The organism is Microbacterium sp. DMC48 (assembly GCF_056313825.1).
In genome coordinates, this window is the sequence record NZ_JBQUZN010000005.1 from 187,917 (window position 1) to 207,837 (window position 19,921).

Annotated in this window: 22 protein-coding genes and 1 tRNA gene; 8 read left to right on the top strand and 15 right to left on the bottom strand. The window is 70.7% G+C overall.

Annotated elements, in window-relative coordinates; genetic code table 11:
* Nucleotides 1-39 precede the first annotated feature (39 nt).
* Nucleotides 40-957: a helix-turn-helix domain-containing protein gene (locus tag ACT53O_RS09950; RefSeq protein ID WP_433718498.1), complete on the top strand. Its 918-nt coding sequence runs from the start codon at nt 40-42 to the stop codon at nt 955-957.
* Nucleotides 958-966: 9 nt separating this feature from the next.
* Here ACT53O_RS09950 and ACT53O_RS09955 read toward each other — a convergent pair whose 3' ends face one another.
* The gene (locus ACT53O_RS09955) at nt 967-1,932 is read right to left on the bottom strand and encodes a GlxA family transcriptional regulator (RefSeq protein WP_476152166.1); all 966 of its coding nucleotides are present in this window, start codon (nt 1,930-1,932) and stop codon (nt 967-969) included.
* A gap of 199 nt (nt 1,933-2,131) precedes the next feature.
* Here ACT53O_RS09955 and ACT53O_RS09960 point away from each other — a divergent pair, with 199 nt between their 5' ends.
* A complete protein-coding gene (locus ACT53O_RS09960; protein WP_295775890.1) occupies nt 2,132-2,848 on the top strand; it encodes an alpha/beta fold hydrolase in 717 nt (238 codons plus the stop codon).
* A 40-nt stretch (nt 2,849-2,888) separates the two neighbouring features.
* Nucleotides 2,889-3,245 (top strand): UBP-type zinc finger domain-containing protein, encoded by a 357-nt coding sequence (locus ACT53O_RS09965; RefSeq protein ID WP_112931080.1) that lies wholly within the window; start codon nt 2,889-2,891, stop codon nt 3,243-3,245.
* Between the two features lie 78 nt (nt 3,246-3,323).
* On the opposite strand, the gene ACT53O_RS09970 is transcribed toward ACT53O_RS09965, so the two are convergent.
* The 8 genes from ACT53O_RS09970 to ACT53O_RS10005 all read right to left on the bottom strand — a co-directional run bounded on the left by ACT53O_RS09970 (nt 3,324) and on the right by ACT53O_RS10005 (nt 10,309).
* Nucleotides 3,324-3,890, bottom strand: a complete 567-nt coding sequence (locus ACT53O_RS09970; protein WP_036321432.1) for an NADPH-dependent FMN reductase — start codon at nt 3,888-3,890, stop codon at nt 3,324-3,326.
* Nucleotides 3,891-4,006: 116 nt separating this feature from the next.
* The gene (locus ACT53O_RS09975; RefSeq protein ID WP_162722393.1) at nt 4,007-5,047 is read right to left on the bottom strand and encodes a LacI family DNA-binding transcriptional regulator; all 1,041 of its coding nucleotides are present in this window, start codon (nt 5,045-5,047) and stop codon (nt 4,007-4,009) included.
* Nucleotides 5,048-5,136: 89 nt separating this feature from the next.
* Complete coding sequence (locus tag ACT53O_RS09980; protein ID WP_295818737.1) at nt 5,137-5,943, bottom strand: creatininase family protein; 807 nt, start codon at nt 5,941-5,943, stop codon at nt 5,137-5,139.
* The gene (gene folE / locus ACT53O_RS09985) at nt 5,940-6,542 is read right to left on the bottom strand and encodes a GTP cyclohydrolase I (RefSeq protein WP_476152170.1); all 603 of its coding nucleotides are present in this window, start codon (nt 6,540-6,542) and stop codon (nt 5,940-5,942) included. Before folE ends, ACT53O_RS09980 begins: the two co-directional genes overlap by 4 nt.
* Before the next feature lie 66 nt (nt 6,543-6,608).
* On the bottom strand, nt 6,609-7,421 hold the full coding sequence (locus ACT53O_RS09990) for an ABC transporter ATP-binding protein (protein WP_476152172.1): 813 nt from the start codon (nt 7,419-7,421) through the stop codon (nt 6,609-6,611).
* A complete protein-coding gene (locus ACT53O_RS09995; RefSeq protein WP_476152174.1) occupies nt 7,418-8,248 on the bottom strand; it encodes an ABC transporter permease in 831 nt (276 codons plus the stop codon). The genes ACT53O_RS09990 and ACT53O_RS09995 overlap by 4 nt, the downstream gene beginning before the upstream one ends.
* A complete protein-coding gene (locus tag ACT53O_RS10000) occupies nt 8,245-9,075 on the bottom strand; it encodes an ABC transporter permease (protein WP_476152176.1) in 831 nt (276 codons plus the stop codon). The genes ACT53O_RS09995 and ACT53O_RS10000 overlap by 4 nt, the downstream gene beginning before the upstream one ends.
* Nucleotides 9,076-9,166: 91 nt before the next feature.
* On the bottom strand, nt 9,167-10,309 hold the full coding sequence (locus ACT53O_RS10005) for an ABC transporter substrate-binding protein (protein WP_476152178.1): 1,143 nt from the start codon (nt 10,307-10,309) through the stop codon (nt 9,167-9,169).
* Nucleotides 10,310-10,390: 81 nt separating this feature from the next.
* On the opposite strand from ACT53O_RS10005, the gene ACT53O_RS10010 reads away from it, so the two are divergent.
* Nucleotides 10,391-10,534 (top strand): hypothetical protein, encoded by a 144-nt coding sequence (locus tag ACT53O_RS10010; protein WP_476152180.1) that lies wholly within the window; start codon nt 10,391-10,393, stop codon nt 10,532-10,534.
* Between the two features lie 59 nt (nt 10,535-10,593).
* Here ACT53O_RS10010 and ACT53O_RS10015 read toward each other — a convergent pair.
* Nucleotides 10,594-10,669: transfer RNA gene (locus ACT53O_RS10015), tRNA-Ala, on the bottom strand.
* A 60-nt stretch (nt 10,670-10,729) separates the two neighbouring features.
* Between ACT53O_RS10015 and ACT53O_RS10020 the strand changes: the two genes are divergently transcribed.
* Nucleotides 10,730-11,929 carry an amidohydrolase family protein gene (locus ACT53O_RS10020; RefSeq protein ID WP_476152182.1) on the top strand — a complete coding sequence of 400 codons (1,200 nt, stop codon included), beginning with the start codon at nt 10,730-10,732 and terminating at the stop codon, nt 11,927-11,929.
* Between the two features lie 28 nt (nt 11,930-11,957).
* Here the strand turns inward: ACT53O_RS10020 and ACT53O_RS10025 are convergent, their stop codons facing one another.
* From ACT53O_RS10025 to galU, 3 genes are all read right to left on the bottom strand, one after another.
* Complete coding sequence (locus ACT53O_RS10025; protein ID WP_476152184.1) at nt 11,958-12,878, bottom strand: large exoprotein; 921 nt, start codon at nt 12,876-12,878, stop codon at nt 11,958-11,960.
* Nucleotides 12,879-12,986: 108 nt separating this feature from the next.
* Nucleotides 12,987-13,616 carry a GNAT family N-acetyltransferase gene (locus ACT53O_RS10030; protein ID WP_036316303.1) on the bottom strand — a complete coding sequence of 210 codons (630 nt, stop codon included), beginning with the start codon at nt 13,614-13,616 and terminating at the stop codon, nt 12,987-12,989.
* Between the two features lie 34 nt (nt 13,617-13,650).
* Nucleotides 13,651-14,529, bottom strand: a complete 879-nt coding sequence (gene galU / locus ACT53O_RS10035; protein ID WP_036316299.1) for a UTP--glucose-1-phosphate uridylyltransferase GalU — start codon at nt 14,527-14,529, stop codon at nt 13,651-13,653.
* An 81-nt stretch (nt 14,530-14,610) separates the two neighbouring features.
* Here galU and ACT53O_RS10040 point away from each other — a divergent pair, with 81 nt between their 5' ends.
* Genes ACT53O_RS10040 through mscL form a run of 3 tightly spaced genes read left to right on the top strand, consistent with a single transcriptional unit; the run spans nt 14,611 to nt 15,942 of the window.
* Nucleotides 14,611-15,207: a 5-formyltetrahydrofolate cyclo-ligase gene (locus tag ACT53O_RS10040; protein ID WP_016464579.1), complete on the top strand. Its 597-nt coding sequence runs from the start codon at nt 14,611-14,613 to the stop codon at nt 15,205-15,207.
* Nucleotides 15,208-15,226: 19 nt separating this feature from the next.
* On the top strand, nt 15,227-15,496 hold the full coding sequence (locus tag ACT53O_RS10045; protein WP_039412030.1) for an FmdB family zinc ribbon protein: 270 nt from the start codon (nt 15,227-15,229) through the stop codon (nt 15,494-15,496).
* 29 nt (nt 15,497-15,525) lie between these two features.
* Nucleotides 15,526-15,942, top strand: a complete 417-nt coding sequence (gene mscL, locus ACT53O_RS10050; protein ID WP_135949761.1) for a large conductance mechanosensitive channel protein MscL — start codon at nt 15,526-15,528, stop codon at nt 15,940-15,942.
* A gap of 59 nt (nt 15,943-16,001) precedes the next feature.
* Here mscL and ACT53O_RS10055 read toward each other — a convergent pair whose 3' ends face one another.
* Both ACT53O_RS10055 and ACT53O_RS10060 read right to left on the bottom strand, forming a co-directional pair.
* Nucleotides 16,002-16,193: a hypothetical protein gene (locus tag ACT53O_RS10055; protein ID WP_061682992.1), complete on the bottom strand. Its 192-nt coding sequence runs from the start codon at nt 16,191-16,193 to the stop codon at nt 16,002-16,004.
* A 5-nt stretch (nt 16,194-16,198) separates the two neighbouring features.
* Nucleotides 16,199-19,891 (bottom strand): AAA family ATPase, encoded by a 3,693-nt coding sequence (locus tag ACT53O_RS10060; RefSeq protein WP_476152188.1) that lies wholly within the window; start codon nt 19,889-19,891, stop codon nt 16,199-16,201.
* Between the last annotated feature and the right edge of the window lie 30 nt (nt 19,892-19,921).

Sequence of the window (19,921 nt, forward strand, 5' to 3'; positions counted from 1 at the left end):
CACAATTGGAATGCCCTCTCCAAAACCCCGAGGAGAACGATGGACGGCACGCGCAACCCCCTCGCCGAGTTTCTGCGCGACCGCCGCGAATCGCTGAGCCCCGAGAGCGTCGGTCTGGCCGCAGAGCGGGGGCGACGGGTGGCCGGCCTGCGACGCACGGAGGTCGCCGAACTCGCCGGCATCAGTGCGGACTACTACCTGCGCTTGGAGCAGGGGCGCGGCCACCAGCCGTCCCAGCAGGTGCTCTCCGCGCTCAGCCGCGCGCTGCGGCTCGACCACTACGGAGACGAGCATCTGCGGCGCATGGCCGCGCTGGCAGCCGGACATGCCGAACCGGCGGCGACCGGCCAGATGCCGTCGGGTGCTCTCGACCTGCTGCGCCTGCACCGTGATACGCCCGCCTACATCTCGAATGCGACGATGGACGTCGTCGCGGTCAACCGGCCCGGTCTCCTCCTGGCACCGGGTGGGCTGCGTCCCGGCATGAACCTCGTGATGTCGGTGTTCGCCCACTATCCCGACCCGCACTCCGAAGCGCACTGGGAGCGCACGGCGCGCGCCCTCGTCGCATCGCTCAGATACCACGCGGATCCACGCGATGCGAGGCTCCGCCAGATCGTCGCAGCGCTCGGCCGCACCGACGACCGGTTTCGGCGCATCTGGGGCGCGTGCGGCGTCGGACCGCAGTTCAACGCCTGGCCGATGGTGCACATCGACACGCACGGCTGGGTCACCCTCCGGGCCGAGTCGCTCACGCTCGCCGGGGCGGCGGGGTGGACGATGACCCTCTTCTTCGCTGAGCCGCAGACACCCGGTGTCGCCGCGCTGGCGGATCTGGTGCGCGACGCGAACAGGGCGCCCGCGGACGGTGACCCAGCGCAGGCCGTGGCGGTGGCCGCGGAGCTCGACCCGATCTGCGTCGACGATGATGCGGATGCCGAGGAGATCGCGTCCTGAGGCAGTGGTCTAGACCGATGCGGTGCGGCGGAACCGGCGCTGATACTCGGAAGGCGTCATGCGGTACTGCGCCGCGAAGGCGCGCCGAAGCGCCACGACGGAGGGAAACCCGGCCGACGCCGCAGCTTCGGTGACCGCCGCCCCGGACTCGAGCAGTGCGACGGCGATCGACAGGCGCACCGCGGCGACGTAGGAGGCGGCCGTCGCGCCCAGCTCGTCACGGATGACGCGGGTCACGTGTCGCGTGCTGACGTTGACGTGCGCGGCCAGCTCGCCCACCGTCAGCGGGCGCGTCGGGTTCTCGGCGACATACGCCGCGATGGCGGCGCCCAGCGACGTGCGCGGCGTGCGGGCGCGCAGCGGTGCCGAGAACTGCGCCTGACCGCCGGCTCTGCGCATGTAGACCAGAAGGCCCTGCGCCACCGTGCGGGCGACGTCCGCGCCCAGGTCGTCTTCCACGAGACACAGCGCGAGGTCGATGCCGGCGGCGACGCCGGCGGACGTGAAGACCTCACCCTGCCGCGTGAAGAGGTGTTCGGCATCCACGCGCACGGCCGGGTGTCGACGAGCCAGCTCGTCCGCGAACTTCCAGTGCGTGGTCGCGGGGCCGCCGTCGAGCAGACCCACGGCGGCGAGGCCGAAGGCGCCGCTGCAGATCGACGCGACGCGACGCGCCCGACGCGACAGCAGGACGATGGCGGCGCGCAGCTCGGCGTCGTCGAAGACGTCCGGCGCCCACTCGCTCCCGGGGACGACGATCGTGTCGAGGGGACCGCTGTCGGATGCCGCAGCGTGGACGCCGAAGGCGAGACCCATGCTCGTCATGACATCTGCGCCCGACGCGGAGAGGAAGACGAGATCGTACGTGTCGGCGGTCAGATTGGCCTCGGCGAACACCTCCGCCGGACCGATCACATCGAGCGCCTTCACGCCGTCGAAGAGCAGGAAACCGATGCGACGACGTGCAGCGGGCACGGTGTCTCCCTTCTCGCCGCGACGCGGCACGTGCCATTGTCCCCCGCCCGGCGCCGACACGCCCGCGCAGGCGCTCGACAGATGTCGAGCCGCCTTTTCGACAGTCGGCCCTGCCTCGCTGCGGCCACGGCTGCCTACTGTGGCCGGGCGGGAGCGGATCGGCATCGGGTCGACGCCCCGCGCAGAGAGGGAGCCGGCCATGACCGAGACACCGACCATCGTCCTCATCCACGGCGCATTCGCCGACGCGGCCAGCTGGGCCCCCGTCACCCGCGCCCTGCTCGATCAGGGAATGCGCGTCCGCGTTCCCGCCGTCCCCAATCGCAGCCTCATCGGCGACTCCGCCTACATCCGCTCCGTCGTCGAGCAGATCGACGGCCCCGTGCTGCTGGCCGGTCATTCGTATGGCGGGGCGGTCATCACGGTCGCGGGCATGGCCGAGAACGTCGTCGGACTGGTCTACGTCTCCGGATACGCACTCACGGAGGGTGAGAGCCTCGGAGAGCTGCAGGGTGGCTTTCCCGACTCCGACCTCGCCCAGCACCTGGTGTACACGCCGTTCCCCGTCGACGGCGGCGAGCCGGGCACGGACGTGACGGTCGAGGTGGATGCCTTCCCGGAGGTGTTCGCCCACGGCGTCGCCCTGGCGCACGCACAGGTGCTCGCCGCCTCGCAGCGACCCCTGGCGGCGCTGGCGTTCGGCGAGGGTGCGCCGGCGGCGGCATGGAAGACGAAGCCGGCCTGGGGAATCGTGTCGGCGGCGGATCGCACCATCAACCCCGACGTCGAGCGCTTCGGATACCAGCGCGCGGGACTGCGGAAGGTCGTGGAACTGGATGCACCGCATCTCGTGATGCAGACCCACCCCGTCGAGGTGGCGCGAGTGATCACCGACGCGATCGCCGAGATCGGCTGAGAAGAGTGGTCGGGCTCGCCCGCGTGGAGGGGGTCGACGGATGCCGCAGATCGATGTGAGTGCCGCACCCAGCGGCGACGGCTGCGCCGACTGCGAGGCGGTCGGCGGATGGTGGCTGCATCTGCGCCGCTGCGCCGCGTGTGGTCACGTGGGCTGCTGCGACTCGTCGCCGCATCGCCACGCATCGGCGCACGCGGCGGACTCCGGCCACCGCTACGTGCAGAGCTACGAGCCGGGCGAGAGCTGGTGGTGGGATTACGGCGCACAGACGGCGGTGATCGGTCCCTCGCTCGCGCCCCCGACGAGCCACCCGCTGGATCAGCCGGTGCCCGGCCCCGCCGATCGCCTGCCCGCCGATTGGGAGCTGCAGCTCATGCGCACGCGGGACGGTGCCTGACGCGCCGCCTCTGGTTGCCGGTTGCAGACGAAGGGGTGCCCGCCGGACGGCGGGCACCCCTTCAGCGAGCGGCGATGATCACTCGGCGGAGCTGAGCGACTTCGCGACGTGGGTGTGCACGGCCTTCAGCCACGAGACGAGGAACTCGGCGGTCGACTCGTCGGTGACCTCGCCGTCATCGGTGATGAGACCGTCGCGCAGGTGGATGTACGCCTCGGGCTGCGACAGCTCGGGCGAGGCGAGGAACGACAGGATCGAGCGCAGGTGCTGCTGGGCGACCGCGGTGCCGATCGCGCCGATGGAGGCGCCGATGACGGCCGACGGCTTGCCGGCGAAGCTGTTCTGTCCCCACGGACGGCTCGCCGTGTCGAGCGCGTTCTTCAGCACGCCGGGCACTGAGCGGTTGTACTCGGGGGTCACGATGATGACGGCGTCCGACGACTCGATCGAGGACTTGAACGCGGCGGCCTCGGCGGGGATGGCACCGTCGTTGTCGGCGGAGTAGAACGGCAGAGCGGCGATGGGCAGCTCGGTGAGGGTGAGGTCGGCCTGCGGCGCAAGGCGAACCAGAGCGTTCGCGAGGCGACGGTTGATCGAGGTCGACGAGATGCTGCCGATGATGATGCCGACGTTGTACGTGGTCATGCGGGTGATGCCTCCAAGTTGGATTCAGATGCATACATCTTACGCACTCCGGCGGCCGCGGGTGCACGCTCGACGCGATCGAGCGGCCGCGCCGATCACCGGCAGGGCGGCCGCGCTCAGGATCGGCGCGTCGACTCGCCCTCGACGAGACTGACCGCGAGAACCCGCGCAGACCCGTAGCCGGCCGGGCCGGCGCCGTTCATGGCTTCGTCCAGCAGCTCCAGAGCGCGCGCCGCGATGCCCGGCCAGTCCTGGCGGATGGTGGTGATGGTGGGCGACAGGCGCTGCGTCCACCCGATGCCGTCGTATCCGCACAGCAGCAGATCGCCGGGGATCGAGCGGCCCGCCTGCTGCGCCTCGAAGAGCGCACCGATCGCCTGCATGTCGCTGAGGGCGAAGACGGCGTCGACGTCCGGGGCCTCCTCCAGGAGCTCGGCCATACCCGCTTGTCCCCCGTCCATGCCGTAGAGCGACCCCGCGATCGTCACGGCGGATGCGGGAACCCCGCGATCTGCGAGCCCGGCGAGGAAGCCGTCGCGGCGCTCCTGCGTCGAGGGCAGGTAGCCGTGGCCGCCCACGAGGCCGAATCGTGTGCCCCCGGCATCCACGAGGTGGTGCGCCGCCGCACGACCGCCGCCGAAGTTGTCGGAGCGCACCGAGCCGGCGATCAGCAGCGAGTCGGCCGGCTCATCGCAGGTGACGATCGGCACGGGCGAGGCGGCGAGGCGGTGCAGCCCCGACCGCGGCGGACGCGAGGGCGAGACGATGATGCCGTCGGCGGTCTGCACGAGCGTTTCGAGGACGTCCAGTTCCTGGTCGGGCTCGTACCCCGACGAGGCCAGCACGATCGACCAGTCGCGCGCGGTACCCTCCTGCTCGAACGCGTGGGCCAGCTCGGCGTAGGCGGGATTGCGCACGTCCGGCAGCACGATGCCGACGGTGACCCGATCGGTGCGGGGGCGCGAGCGGGCACCTCCGCCGCGGGAGTAGCCGAGTCCGGCGGCCGCTTCGAGCACACGCTCGCGCAGCGCGACACTGACGCCGCGGCGTCCGCTGAGGGCGTTGGATGCCGTCGCGAGCGAGACGCCGGCCGCCGTGGCCACCTCTTGGAGGGTCGGCGTGCGCGCAGGGCCGTCCGTCGGCGTGCTGCGTTCCATCGCCCGACCTCCCGCGCGTGCGTCGGCCGCGTCGGCGCGCGACCCGTCACGAGTGTAGAGGAGGCCGGAGTCGGTCCTGTCTCGCCCCGTCATGAGAATTCCGACCGCAGCCGGCCGATCTCCCTCAGCACATCGGCGAGCGCGTCGGCCTGCGCCCGGAGGGCGGCCCGTCCCCACTCGGCGTTGGCTCCCGTCGGGTCGCCGATGGTGCCGGATGCCGAGACGTCCTCCGTGCGCCAGGGCAGCGAGATCGCCGCGAACGGACCGACCAGCGGCGTCAGGGCGCCCGCAGCGAGCTCGTCGGTGCGGGGCACCCCGTCGGGCGCGGCCAGCGGCAGGCGCACGGACGCGGGATCGACGGCGAGCAGCACGCTGGTCTCGTAGAAGCCGGCGTGCACGTCGACGTCGGGGCGGGGCACCGCCTCCGTCAGCTCCGGCGGCAACGGCAGCGCCGGCCCGTGCACGACGACGACCAGGACGCCGGTCTGGTCGCGGATCTCGCGCGCGACGACGTGGAGCAGTTCCGGGTTTCCGCCGTGCGCGTTGACGAACACGAGCGTGCGCACCCCCGCCGCCGCGACCGACCGCGCCACGTCGAGGCAGATCGCGCGCAGGGTCGTGGACGACAGGCTCACGGTGCCCGCGAACGAGGCGTGCTCCGGAGACGTGCCGTACGCCAGCGGCGGCAGCATCCACAGAGGCGGTACGCCGGCGATCCCCGCCGCGGCGCGCGCCGCGAGCACGTCCCGGGCGGTGTCGGCGAGCGCCGTCGCGATGACGGCGTCGGTGCTCAGCGGCAGGTGCGGCCCGTGCTGCTCGGTCGCGCCGATGGGCTGCACGGCGATGCCGCCCGCCGCGGCGAGGGCGGCGACGTCGACCCAGGTCGGGCTGCTCATCCGTGCAGGCCGATCAGGCTGCGAGCCTCGGCCCGCTGCACCGGGTCGTCGTCGTAGACGCCGCGACTCGACACCGAGTAGGCCTCGGAGCCCACCGTCCGCTCGCCTCGTGCCCACATGCACGCATGCTCGGCCGACAGCACGACCAGCACGCCGCGCGCACCGATCGTGTCGACGACGGTCTGCGCGATCTGATCCGCCAGTCGCTCCTGCATCTGCGGGCGCGCCGCCAGCACGCGGATCATGGCGTCGAAGTCGCCGATGCCCGCGAGCATCCGGTCCGGCAGGTAGGCGACCGACACGACGCCCTTGAACGGGAGCATGTGGTGTTCGCACACCGACGAGTACGGGATGTCGCGCACGACGACCGGCCCCGGGTAGACGCCTTCGATCGGCTCCCCACCACCGAGGGCGCGGATCGGGTCGCCGTGCAGACCGCTGAACAGATCGAGACCGGCCTGCGCCACACGGCGCGGCGTGTCGACGATGGTGGGGTGATCGGCGTCGAGGCCGAGAGCGATCATGAACGCGCGATACGCGCGCTCGGCGGCGTCGAGATCGGCGGGGGCGCCGGTGGCGGCGACGGGGGTGAGAGCCATGGAACTGCCTACTTTCGCTGCGGCGGGGAGGGTGGATGCGGCGGGCACCGATCAGTGGAACACCGGTCAGTGGAACAGAAGGGCGGTGGCCCGGTCGACGTAGTGGTGGAACTCGGGGGTCGCCATCATGTCGATCGTGCGCGGACGCGGAAGGTCCACGTGGATGACCTCTTTGATCGTTCCGGGGCGAGGACTCATGACGGCGATGTGGTCGGAGAGCAGCACGGCCTCGTGGATGCCGTGGGTCACCATGACCGCCGTGGCGCCCTGCTCGCTCCACAGGCGCTGGAGCTCGAGGTTGAGGCGCTGACGGGTCGTGTCGTCGAGGGCGCCGAAGGGTTCGTCGAGGAAGAGCACGCTGGGGCGGAGGGCGAGGGCCCGGGCGATGGCGACGCGCTGGCGCATGCCGCCGGAGAGCTGCCACGGCTTGGCTCGGGCGAACTCCGTGAGACCGACCATCGCGAGCAGCTCCGCGATCCAGGCGCGATCGACGTCGACGCCGGCGACGTCGAAGGGAAAGCGCACGTTGGTCTCGACACCGCGCCAGGGCAGCAGAGCGTGATCCTGGAAAGCGATCCCCACCTGCTTCGCCTGGCGCAGCGCGGCCGGCGTCATCCCGTTGATGTGCGCCGCGCCGGCGGTGGGGGTGTCGAGGTCGGCGAGGATGCGCAGGATGGTCGACTTGCCGCAGCCGCTCGGGCCGAGCAACGACAGGAACGAGCCGCGGGCCGTGTCGAGGTCGACGTCGGAGACGGCGGCGACCACTCCCGTGCGGGTGGTGAACTCGCGGGTCAGTCCTCGCAGGTGCACGCCGGAGTCGCCCGGCAGTGTTTCGGCGGGTCCGGCCGGAGCGGGACGTACGGACGACGTTCTGATCATGACGGTGCTCCTCGACGAATGACGGCGGACGGCGGGGGGAAGCGGCCCGACAGCACGAGCCGCTCCGCGAGGGCGACGAGGGCGTAGGCGGCGAGCGCGAGGGCGATCGTCACGACGACGAGGGTCCAGAGCAGTCCGTAGTCGGAGTAGGACTTGCTGGTGAGGAGGTTCGCGCCGAGTCCCTCGAACGAGAACAGGAACTCGTAGAGGGTCGCGGCCGAGATCGTCGCCGGCGCGGCGATCTTGAGCCCGGCGAACAGGAAGGGCAGCGCGCTCGGCAGCTGCACCCGCCACAGCAGGGTGAGCCGGCCGCCGCCGTAGGCGCGCACGAGATCGACCGTCTCGGGCGAGGCCGACGCGAGGCCGGTCGTGACGTTCATCAGCAGCGGGAAGAAGGTGACGATGGCGGCGATGACCGCCGCCGTGACGATTCCCGCCCCGAAGACGGCGTAGATGACCGGGGCCATGGCGATGAGCGGCACGGTCTGCAGCACGAGCGCGATCGGCAGGAACGTGGTGCGAAGGCCGCGCGAGAGCGACATCGCGATCGAGCCGGCGAGGGCGAGCGTGACGCCGCAGACAAGACCGACGCCCGCGTGCATCAGCGTCACGCCGATCATCGGCACGAGTGCGGCGCGACGATCAGCGGCCTCGACGGGCTTGAAGCGACCGTCGACGAAAAGGTAGTCCACGACGTCGAGGGGCGTCTTGGTCAGATACGGGCTGACATGGCTGAGCGACACGGTGAGCTGCCACGCGACGAGCAGGACGACGAGCGTGGCGAGGGTGGTGAGCACGGATGCCGCCACCGGGCGCAGGCGGGTCATCGTGCTCCTCCCCCGAGGTGGCGGGTCCACGGCGCGATCACCGCGGCGACGGCGGCGAGGAGGGCGTACCCGAGGGCCGACACGCAGGCCGCGAGGACGGCGATGGCCCACATCCCGGCGTAGTCGCCGACGTACTGCTGGGAGATCAGCAGGCGCCCCATGCCGGCGTCGACGCCGACGGCGAAGAACTCACCGGTCATCGCCCCCAGGAAGGCGGCGGGCGCGCCGATCTTCAGCGCGGTCAGCAGCGCCGGCAGCGCGCTGATCAGTCGTACCCGCCGGATCGCCGTGAGCTCGGTGCCTCCGTAGACGTGGACGAGGTCGAGCTGGGCGGGGCTGGCGGCGCGAAGACCGAGCAGCACGCCGATGATCATGGGGAAGATCACGGCGAGCACCGCCAGTACGACGCTGACGGCTCGGGACCCCGACGGCGACATGATCACGACGATCGGGCTCACGGCGGCGACGGGGATGCATGCCGCGATGATGCCGAGCTGGTTCGCGAAGGCCTCGAGGGCGGGAACGAGGATGACGGCCGCGCCGAGCACCAGCGCGATGACGACGGCGATCGCGTATCCGCTCAGAGCGGCGCCGGCGGTCGCGGCCAGGCCCGACCAGTACCCAGCATCCGTGAGGTTCTGCGCGACGCGTGCCAGTACGGCGCCCGGTGGCGGGATCGCGCCGGGCGTGCCGTTCTCGCGCGTGAAGAAGGTGACGGCGACGAGTTGCCAGGCCGCGACGACCACGACGATCGCGACGACAACGGTGAGTGCGGCCGTCGCGGCGGGGCGGGAGGGCCGCGCGAGTCGGAGGGACGGAGCGGTCATGTCATCTCCTGTCGCGAGAAGGGAAGGGGAAGGACTGAGTGACGGATGCCGGGGCGCGTTCGGGTCGCCCCGGCATCCGTCGATGTCACCGCTACGGGGCGGCGGGGACGCTGAAGCCCGGGATGAGATCCGGGTTCTCGGCGTACAGCTCGCTCAGCAGCGATGTGTCGAACTGCGACGCGTCGGCGGTGATGCCGGCGGCGCCGAGCGAGGTGACGGCCTGCGTCACCAGATCGGGTGTCAGCGTGAAGATGCCGTTCTTGACGGTGTCGCTGGTCAGCATGAAACTCGGCAGCACGGTCGCACTGGACAGCTGGAGTTTGGCGTCGAGGTCGTTGTCCTTTCCGCCGTACTCCATCGCGATGTCGGCGATGCCCTGAGGACCGGCGGCGAGGGCGGCATTCCAGCCTTCGATGACGGACTTCATCATCGCCTTGACCTCGTCGCGGTGGTTGGTGAGCATGTCATCGCTCACGACGACGGCGTCGCCGAACTGGGCGTAGCCGGCGTCGCTGAAGCTGAGGGTGACGACGTCGCCGCCGGCCTGCTTCACCGCGATCGGGTAGTTCGTCAGGAAGCCGACGAGGGCGTCGACATCGCCCTTCATGAGCGGATCGATGCCGTTGGGAACCGAGACGAAGGTCACCGTGTCGGCGGGCAGCTTGTTGGCCGCCAGCACCGCCTCGACCGCGAGCTTGCCACCCGCGTCGACGCCGATCTTCTTGCCCTTGAGGTCGGCGACCGAGGCGATGGGGTTGGCTTTGAGCGACACGAAACCGACCGGGCTCTTCACGAACTGGGCGCCGATGATCTTCAGCGGCGCACCCCCCTGGATGGCGCCGGTGATGCCGGTGAGGTCGGAGGCGAGGCCGATGGTGGCGTTGCCGGCCAGCACGGTGTCCCACGGGTTCGTGGTGCCGCCGCCGGCGATGATGTCGACCGACGAGAAGCCGTTCCTGGTGTAGTCGCCGTTCTTGTCGGCGTAGTAGTAGCCGGCGAACTCGTAGTTCTTGATCCAGCTGAGGGCGACCCCGCCGGTGCCGAAGTCGGCGGTTCCGGCGGAGCTGGTGGATGCCGCCGGCGTGCTCGCGCAGCCGGAGAGCAGGGCGGCTGCGGTGACCGCGGCTGCCAGGGCGGTGGTGAGGCGAGTACGACGGGTGAAGCGGGCGGAGCGTGTGGAGCGGGAGGAGCTGTGCGCCGTATCGGATGCGGCGCGCGGAGTCGGGTGCGTCACTGTGAGACCTCCATCTCGTTCGCGGGACGCCCCAAACGTAAAGCTTTTACATTTCGTGAATCGCGTCGAGGTGTTTCACGGGTGTTACTGTTCAGCCAGTCCGGCCCCAGGTGGGTGGGAGCAGTCGGCCTCATCGCCGCCGGCACCGGAATCTTCATTCTGATCCGCGTCATCGGCGAGGGCACCCGGATCCTGACCACCGGCGCGGCGGGGTTCGGCTTCTGAGAGCCGCACGCGACCGCCAACGAGGAACGGCGCCTCTCCTGCGGGAGAGACGCCGTCTGTGGTGGACCTAAGGAGATTCGAACTCCTGACCTCCTCGATGCGAACGAGGCGCGCTACCAACTGCGCCATAGGCCCTTGTATGTCCTCAACATTATCACGCGTCTCGGACCCCGCTTGCACCGGCAGGATGGAGGCATGAGCCCCACCCCTGCTGACATCGATGTCGTTCGCAACGTCCGGCTGTGGTCGCACCCGAGCGACGCGGTCGATCTCCGTATCGCCGGCGGGATGATCGGCGCGGTCACGCCGACGTCCGACGACACCGCCGTGGACACCGCCGGGAACGTCGTCAATGGACGCGGACTGCTCGCCCTGCCCGGTCTCGTCAACGCGCACGCGCATATCGACAAGTCGTGGTGGGGACTGCCATGGCAGTCCTACGGCGGTGAGGGGACGACCGAGGGCCGCATCCGTCACGAGCGGGCCCACCGCGACGAGATCGGGATACCGTCGGCAGAGATCACCGGCAACGTCCTCGAGCAGTTCGTGACCCACGGCACCACCGCGATCCGCACGCACGTCGACGTCGATCTGGGGCTCGAACTGCGCGGCATCGAGGCCGTGCGTGAGGCCGTCGCCGGCTACGACGGTGCCCTGGCCGTCGAGATCGTGGCGTTCCCGCAAGACGGGGTGCTGCGCCGCCCCGGCGTGCTCGCCCTCCTCGACCGCGCCGCGCGCGAAGGCGTCGAGCATATCGGCGGGCTCGACCCGGCCACGATCGACCGCGATCCCGTCGGACAGATCGACGCCCTGCTCGCACTGTCGGCCGACCATGGCGTCGGCGTCGACATCCACCTGCACGACCCCGCCGAGCTGGGGGCCTTTCAGATCGAGCTCATCCTGGAGCGCGTCGAGCGGTTGGGGCTGCACGGCCGTGTCAACGTCGCACACGGCTTCGCGGTCGCTCAGCTCGACGGCTTCCGACGCCGCGACCTCCTCGCGCAGATGGCCGCACTCGGCGTCACGATGACCACCGTCGCGCCGCTCCGGCTCCCCCAGCTCCCGTTGCACGAGCTCGATGCGGCCGGTGTCGCCTTCGGGTTCGGCACCGACGGCATCCGTGACCTGTGGAGCCCCTACGGCACCGGAGACCTCCTCGGTATCGCCTGGCAGTACGCGCGCGCGTCGAGCATCGTGCACGACGACGACCTCCGCCGTGTCGTCGAGATCGCGACCGGCGGCTCCGCCCCCTTCGCAGGCCTGCCGACGAATCGACTGCAGGCAGGAGACCGCGCCGACATCGTGCTCGTGGATGCCGAGAACGCCATGGACGCCCTCGTTCGCACGCCGCGACGCGAGGTCGTCATCGGCCGCGGACGCCTCCTGGTCGGCTGAGCCGACCGGTCGGTGTCATCAGCCGGTGCTACTGACCGGAGGCGCGGCGCTCCAGCAGGCGGCGCACATGGGCCTCGATGGCGGCGTCGCCCGCGGCCGCTCCGCCGACGAGCTCGTCGTCGTGGGCCGCGGGCCGCGGCTGCAGCGTGACGGGACGCCGACGCTCGGCACGCGCGCGCATCGCTTCCTCGACGGCGCCGCGACGCAGCGCTTCGCGGGCGTCGGCCTCGTCGAGCACCGCGGCGGCACGTGAGCCGGCCGACACGGTGAGCGGCCGCGGAAGCTCTCGCGGCACCCACGAGCTGCGCTCGGCTTCCAGAGCCACGTCCTGCACGTCGGCTGCGACGCGTTCGATCGGCGCGACCGCCTCGCGGACGACCACGCGACGCTGCACGCGCGACATCCGCTGCAGCAGCAGGGCGCAGCTCACGAACAGCACCCCGGCCAGCCAGAGCATCAGCTGCGCGCCGGTCGTGGCCAGCTGGACGCCGCCCCACGCGCCCAGCGCGAGAGCGGCGACGGCGACGAGAGTGACGACGAGGCGTGCCCGCCGACGAGCCTGGGCACGACGGATCTCGGGACGCGCGCGCTCGCGAGCGGCCGCACGCGCGGCGGCCTCGCGGGCGGCCGCGGCCTCGGCGCGCGCCTGCAGTTTGGTGACTTCGAGCTCGGCGCGTACGCGGGCGAGCTCGGCCTGCTCGCGCTCTGTCTGGGCCTGACGGGCCAGTCGCTGCTGGGCCATCGCCGTGCGCGCGTTGAGCTCGAGCCGCACTTCCTGCGGGGTCTCACTGGTCTCGGCGAGTACACGCAGCGCCTGATTCAACCGCACCGCGTTGCGCTCAGCGGCATTGAACTGGTGTCGGCCGTGCCACGACGGCAGAAGGTAGATCATCCACAGCGCCACGGCGACGAGGACGACCACGCCGCCGCCGAGAACCTGTCCACCCATGTCCCCCACGGTAGGGCCGAGGCGACGCGATCGGGCGACATCCGACCGCGTGTCTGACCTTCATGTCGAACCTGAAGGTTTCGCGGCCTCCTGCCGCGCTGCGACGGGTCAGCCGGCGGGGCGGTCGGTGAGCGGCACGGTCGCCGCACTCTCGGGCGCGCGACCCTGCAACCACCGCTGCAGCACGCCTTCGGGAACCTCCTCGCGCACCAGCGCGAACGCGTAGTGGTCGCGCCAATCGCCCGCGATATGGATGAATCGCCGCCGCAGCCCCTCGTAACGGAAGCCCAGCTTCTCGACGACCCGCAGACTCGCCCGATTCTCCGGACGGATGCAGATCTCCATGCGGTGCAGCCCGAGCTCACGGAAGCACACGTCGGTCGCCAGGGCGACCGCGGTCGGCGTGATGCCCCGGCCGGCGAACCGCTCGCTCACCCAGTACCCGATCGTCGCCGACGACAGCGACCCGCGGGCGATTCCCCAGACGTTCAGCTGTCCGGCGAGCTCGCCGTCGTACTCCATCACGAAAGGCACGCCGCCACCGTCGCGGTACTGCTGCAGCAGGCGACGGATGCCGAGGCGCATATCGAACGAGACGGGACCGTCGGGGCTGGTCGCCTCCCACGGCCGCAGCCACGAACGGTTGCTCATCAACTCCGACTGCAGCACGCGCGCATCGCGCTGCTTGATGAGTCGGATCGCGATCGGACCGTGCTCACGGGGAGCCGTCAACTCCATCGGCACCCCTCACCTCGGCCGCTCAGGATCAGCGTCAGAGCTTCTCCGCAAAGTCCTTCAACCAGGGCCGCAGCTCCGGACCGAGATCGTCGCGGTCGGCGGCCAGCTGCACGATGGCCTTGATGTAGTCCACCCTATCGCCGGTGTCGTAGCGGCGACCGCGGAACACGACGCCCAACACGCCGTCGGTGACGGCCAGCTCCTGGAGGGCGTCGGTGAGCTGGATCTCGCCGCCCTTGCCCGGCTCGGTGCGCTCGAGGATGTCGAACACGCCCGGTGTGAGGACGTACCGACCGATGACGGCGTAGTTGGAGGGGGCATCCTCCTTCTTCGGCTTCTCGACGAGGCCCGTGACGCGGACCACATCGGGATCGTCGGTGGGCTCGACGGCGGCGGCCCCGTACAGGTGGATGTGGTCGGGGTCGACCTCCATGAGGGCGATGACCGTGAGGCCGGACGCCGCGTTCTCCGCCAGCATCTTCGACAGCAGCTCGTCGCGCTCGTCGATCAGGTCATCGCCGAGCATGACCGCGAAGGTCGCGTCTCCGACGTGGTGACGGGCGCGCAGCACGGCGTGGCCGAGACCCTTCGGCTCGCCCTGGCGGACGAAGTGGATATCGGCGAGCTCCGTCGAGCGCTGCACACTGAGAAGCTTGTCGTGCGCACCCTTGGTGAGCAGGTTCGACTCGAGCTCGGGCACGGAGTCGAAGTGGTTCGAGATGTTGTTCTTGTTGCGGCCCAGGATGATCAGCACGTCATCGATACCGGCCGCCACCGCCTCTTCGACGACGTACTGGATGGCCGGCTTGTCGACGACGGGCAGCATCTCCTTCGGCATCGCCTTGGTGGCGGGAAGGAACCTCGTGCCGAGACCCGCAGCGGGAATGACGGCCTTGATCGCAGGAGCTGACATGACCCACACCCTACCGGCGCGCACCACCGCGCCCGTGACCGTCGCGGTCGTGCATGTCGGTGCGCCGCCTACAATCGGACCATGACCGACGGCATCGACGATGCGAAACGCGCACTGCGCGCCGACCTCCGCGAGCGCCGTCAGCAGCGTTCCGAAGCGATGCGCTCCGCCGACGCCGCCGGCGTCAAGACTCAGCTCGACGCGCTGATCGCCCGCACCGGCGCACGCTCGATCTCCTGCTTCCTTTCTGCTCCGACCGAGCCGGGCACGCACGAGTTCGTCGCCGACGCCGTCGCGCGCGGCATCCGGGTGCTGCTGCCGATCACTCGCGCCGACGGACTGCTGGACTGGGTGGTCGCCGAACCCGGCGCCGACATTGCGGAGGGCCTGTTCGGCATGCCCGAACCGGTCGGCGAGGTGCTGAGTCCGCTGGCCGTCAACGATGTCGATCTGCTCGTGATCCCCGCCGCTGCCGTCGACCGTTCCGGCATGCGTCTGGGATGGGGACGGGGCTACTTCGACAAGACCCTCGGTTCGATGCAGCACTGCCCGCCCGTCTATGCCGTCGTCTTCGACACCGAACTGCTGGACGAGGTTCCCCGCGACCTCCATGACCAGCCGGTCACCGGTGTCGTGACCCCCACCCGCACCGTCGACCTCGCGTCGCCGCAACGCTGAGCCCTTCCCGGAGGAGACCATGCCCACCTACGCCTATGCCTGCACGCAGTGCGGACACCGCTTCGACGCCGTGCAGTCCTTCTCGGATGCCGCATTGACGCAGTGTCCCGAGTGCGGCGGTGCGCTGCGCAAACAGTACGGATCCGTCGGGGTCACCTTCAACGGTTCCGGCTTCTACCGCACCGACTCGCGTTCGTCCACCTCCGGCGGGGGCGCTGGCGCCGGCGCATCGACTTCGACATCATCGAAGTCCGAGGCGAAGTCCTCGCCCGCTTCGTCGGGGTCGTGACCGGCGCACGCCGGAGAATCGGAGGAACCGTGATCAAGGGCTTCAAAGACTTCATCATGCGCGGCAACGTCATCGACCTCGCGGTCGCTGTCGTGATCGGTGCCGCGTTCACCGCCGTCGTGAACGCGATCGTGGCGTCCATCATCACCCCGCTCATCGAGGTGTTCTGGAAGCCGGGCGACAACGGTGTTCCCGGCATCCCGGTTCCCGCGGTCTGGGGCGGAACGGTCACCTTCCCGATCGGCGACCTGGTCAGCGCCCTCATCAGCTTCCTCGCGGTGGCCATCGTGGTCTACTTCGTGTTCGTGTTCCCGATGAACGCGTGGAAGGAGCGTCAGGCCGCCAAGGCCGGCGTCCCCGAAGACAAAGAGGAGAAGCTGCCGACCGAGCAGGAGCTGCTCATCCAGATCCGCGACCTGCTGGAGAAGAACGCCGCCGCGCGCTGAGCGCGTTTCGACTCGTCGCTCTTCCGGTCGTTGAGCGAGCGCAGCGCGTCGAAACGCCCCTAGTAGTGCGGCGGCACGTCCCGCCGCAGGCGCTCATCGTTCGGCCCCGATGCCCCGTCCCCGGTGAGGGGCGGGGCATCGTCGCGGATGACGGGAACCTCGGGCGCGGGGTCGGTGCCCGGCGCCGGAGTCAGTCGCGCGCGGCGCGATCCGCGCACGCGCTCGACGCGCTGGCGGCTCTCGTCTGCCACGGGGATCAGCGCAGATCGAGTGGTTCGGTCACGGTCTCGGCGCGCGGCGTTTCGGGCGAGGCGCCGAGGATGGCCGCGATCCGTCCCGCGACCCCGGCCGGGTCGCTGTACAGGTCGAAGGCGTGCACGCGCACGTAGTGCCATCCGAGACGGCGCAGCACCTGGGGGCGCAGTCGCAGACTCTCACGCAGCGTCTCCCCCATGCTGTCGGCGTCGCTCTCCACGACGACCGCCTTGCCGCGGTGCTGCGCGACCAGGGGAAGGAGGCCCCGATAGTTGACGTCCACGGCGATGCCGAGTGCGCGCAGGTGACCGGCGAGGGCCAGCGTGAGCGGATCGGCGAGGTCTTCGAGCCGGGACTCACGGGCGCGGGCGGCGATGCCGCCGAGGATCGACATGAGCGTCGCCGCACCGGACTCCAGGCGTCCCTCGTCGAAGGCCGAGGGACGGATCGACGAGACGATGACCATCGAGCGACGTGCGCGGGTCATGCCGACCGTGAGGAGGCGTTCTCCGTCGGGACCCGACAGATCGCCGAAGTCGCTCAGCACCCGGCCGTGCTTGGTCAGCCCGAATCCGAGGGAGAAGACGACCCGGTCGCGACTCTCCGCCACCGATTCCTCGAGTCCGAGCACCGCGAACGGCTCGGCCGTGTCGCGGCCGACGAACTCGGCGACGTCGGATCGGCCCGCGAACGCGGCGGCGACGGCGGCGCGCACGCGCTCGGCGTGCCGCACGGATGCCGTGACGACCATGAGGGTCTCGGTGGGACGGTTGACCGCGTGCTCGACCACGAGAGTGACGACGCGGGCGACCTCGGCATCCGGACTCTCGACGGCGCCGGTGATCGGATCGGGTGCGCCGGTGCCGCCTTCGACGTAGTCGACGCTGAGGCTCCCGCGCCCGAGGTACGAGCCCGCCCAGGGGTGGGAGACGAGTCGACCTTCGTAGAACGCGCCGTTGACGAGCTCGGCGAGGTCCTCACCGCCCGCGCGATAGCTGCGGGTCAGCGTCTCGACCGGAACGAGTTCGGTGAGCCGCTCGAACACGCTGACACCGTCGAACGGCACATCGGGCTCGTCCTCCGCCGTCGCATGGCCGGCGCCCACGCGGAACGGCGTGGGTCGCTGCGTCACCGGGTCGCCGAAGACGACCACCTGTCGCGCGCGTCGCAGCGCGGGCGCCGCCTCGGCAAGGCACAGCGCCGCGGCATCCGCGACGATGACCACGTCGAACAGCGGCGACTCGGGAATCGAGGGCACTTCATAGGGCGACGCGAGCCACACGGGGGCCAGCGTGCGCACGAGCTTCGGCGCGGCCGCGACCAGCTCCGTCGCAGACGCTCCGCCGCTGCGCAGCAGCTGCTTCAGGGTCGCAGCCTCGCCGGCCTCGTCGACGACGGCGATCTTCCACGTCGTCGCCAGTTCCGCGGCCAGCAGCGGACCCGCCGAGGCCGCGTGCGCCTCGTCGACCAGTCGGTAATCGCGTTCGAGCCGGTCGACGACCGAAGTGTTCGCACCCAGCAGCGCCCGGTCCGAGCGCAGCATCGCTTCGAGAGCGGACTGCCACCACGCGAACTCGAACTCGGCGGCGACGTGCTCTTCGGGAACGTGGCGGACGGACAGCTCGGTGAGCAGCTCTTCCAGTCCCATGTCGGCCAGCTCGCCGCGCAGGGTGGCACGTTCCACCAGGTTGTCGAAGACGTCGGAGGTCGCCGCCAACCCGGCGAGAGTGCGCAGCAGGTACGGAATCGGCAGGGACGCGAGCGGTTCGGTTCGCCCCAGTGCCCGGTCGAGCGCCCCCAGGTCGGCGGCCACACGCTGCCACGCCGTGGCGACATCGTCCAGGCCCAGGGGGATCTCGGGCATGACGCCCGGATCGACCAGCTGCTGCCACTGCGCACGCTGCTGCTGCACCCGCAGCAGCGACTCGTGCATGTCGGTGATGTGCATCCCCGGGCGCACGTATTCGCGCGACAGGTTCTTCAGGCGCCGGCGCTGCGGGGATGTCATCGCGGGGGCGTCGCGGCGCGGGGCGTGCGCCTGGATCAGCTCTGCCAGCGGGCGCTCGAAGACGGTGGTGCTGAAGCGGTCGAGCGAGGCCCGAATGCCCTGCAGCAACTGAACGTAGGCACCGAGTTCGGCGAGGGTCGAGAACGGACGCATGCGCGTCTGCGCGATGAGCTCGTAACCGCGCTCGAGCATCGCGGGCACCTCGGTGCGGTGCAGCCGACCGGCGAGCGCGTGCGTGTCGCGGGCCTCTTGAGTAGAGGCGAAGGCGACGCCGTACCACGGCGAATCGTCGGGGCCGAAGCGGAACTCACCGAGCCGGGCCGCCGTTGCCAGGGCCTGCGCCGCCTCGGCACGGCGGGTACCGAGTGACTGCAGCGTGGCGATGTCGAATCGGGTCGCCGCGGACGGCTGCGGCGTCATCGATGCGATCGTGGCCAGCGTGCGGAGCGCTTCGAGCGGGGAGACCTCGACGCGCGGATGCCGCTGGGTGAGCGAATCGCGATAGTCACGCAGCACGGTGCGCAGGCGCACCAGAGCGTCGTCGACGTCGGCCACCTTGGGCTGCTCCGCCTTCTCATTGCGCGTGATCGCGCGGATGAGATCGCGGTGCAGGTGGCGCGGCGAGACGGCGAGTCCGGGCAGTCCGATGCCGGCGAGGCGGTGGCGGACGCCTTCGAGGGTGGAGCGGCGCGCGCTGACGACCAGCACCCGCTTGCCGGCGCGCACGAGCTCGCCGACCGCGTTGATCACGGTCTGCGTGCCGCCGGTGCCCGGCAGCGTGTGCACGGCGAGGGACTGTCCGGCGGCGATGCGCGCGAGCACCGCCTCCTGCTCGGCATCCGCATCGAGCAGAAGCCGGTCGGCGGCGGGCGGGCGCTCGTCGGAGCTGACGGGCGCAGCCACCGCCCGGACGATCGACAGATCCTCACGGTCGGATTCATGACCGGCGAGAGCGTTGAGGATCGGGTGGTCGAGGCTCTCCGCATCGCGGCTCATCGGCGAGGCCGCATCGGCGAACGTCGACACGACCAGTCGCGGCTGCACCGTGAAGGTGTCGACGTGCGCGGTGAGCGCCCGCAGGTGGTCGATGACCGGCTGCGGCTTGAAGACGCCGCCGTCGTAGGCGAGCTCGGCGAGCGCGCGTCCGTCGATCACGAGACCGAAGTGAGTGCGGGCAGCGACGACGAGCTCGGGATTGATCGTGAAGGTGCCGTGCAGTTTGAGGTCGAAATCGGAATGGTGACGGCGAATGGCGAGCGGGCGCAGCAGCACCGGGGCGGCGTAGGCGACACCGCCGATACGCCAGCCGGCGATGCCGACCGCCAGATGCACCGTGTCGAGGCCGCGCGTCGTGCGCATCTCGACGTCCTTCGCGGCGATGCGCTCGGCCGCCAACCGTGCCGTGCGCAGGGCGACCTCGTCGCGGAAGAGGTTGGACAGCAGCGTCGAGCGCCCGGTGATGAACTGGGGCAGGCTGCCGGGGTGGGCTTTCGTGATGTCGATGCCTGCGTCGCCGGCGTCGGTGTAGTGCAGCAGTGTGGACCTGCCGCCGAGCCACCCCGACTCCTCGCGCAGGCGCGCACGCTCGCCGGCGGCGACGTGGGTCACGACGACACCCGGCTCGGACAGGTCGAGGTCCGCCGGGCTCACCGCGTGACCGTGGTCGGCGTCGTCCACGCCTCGCACGGCGCCATCGTCTGCTCTCCACACACTCGA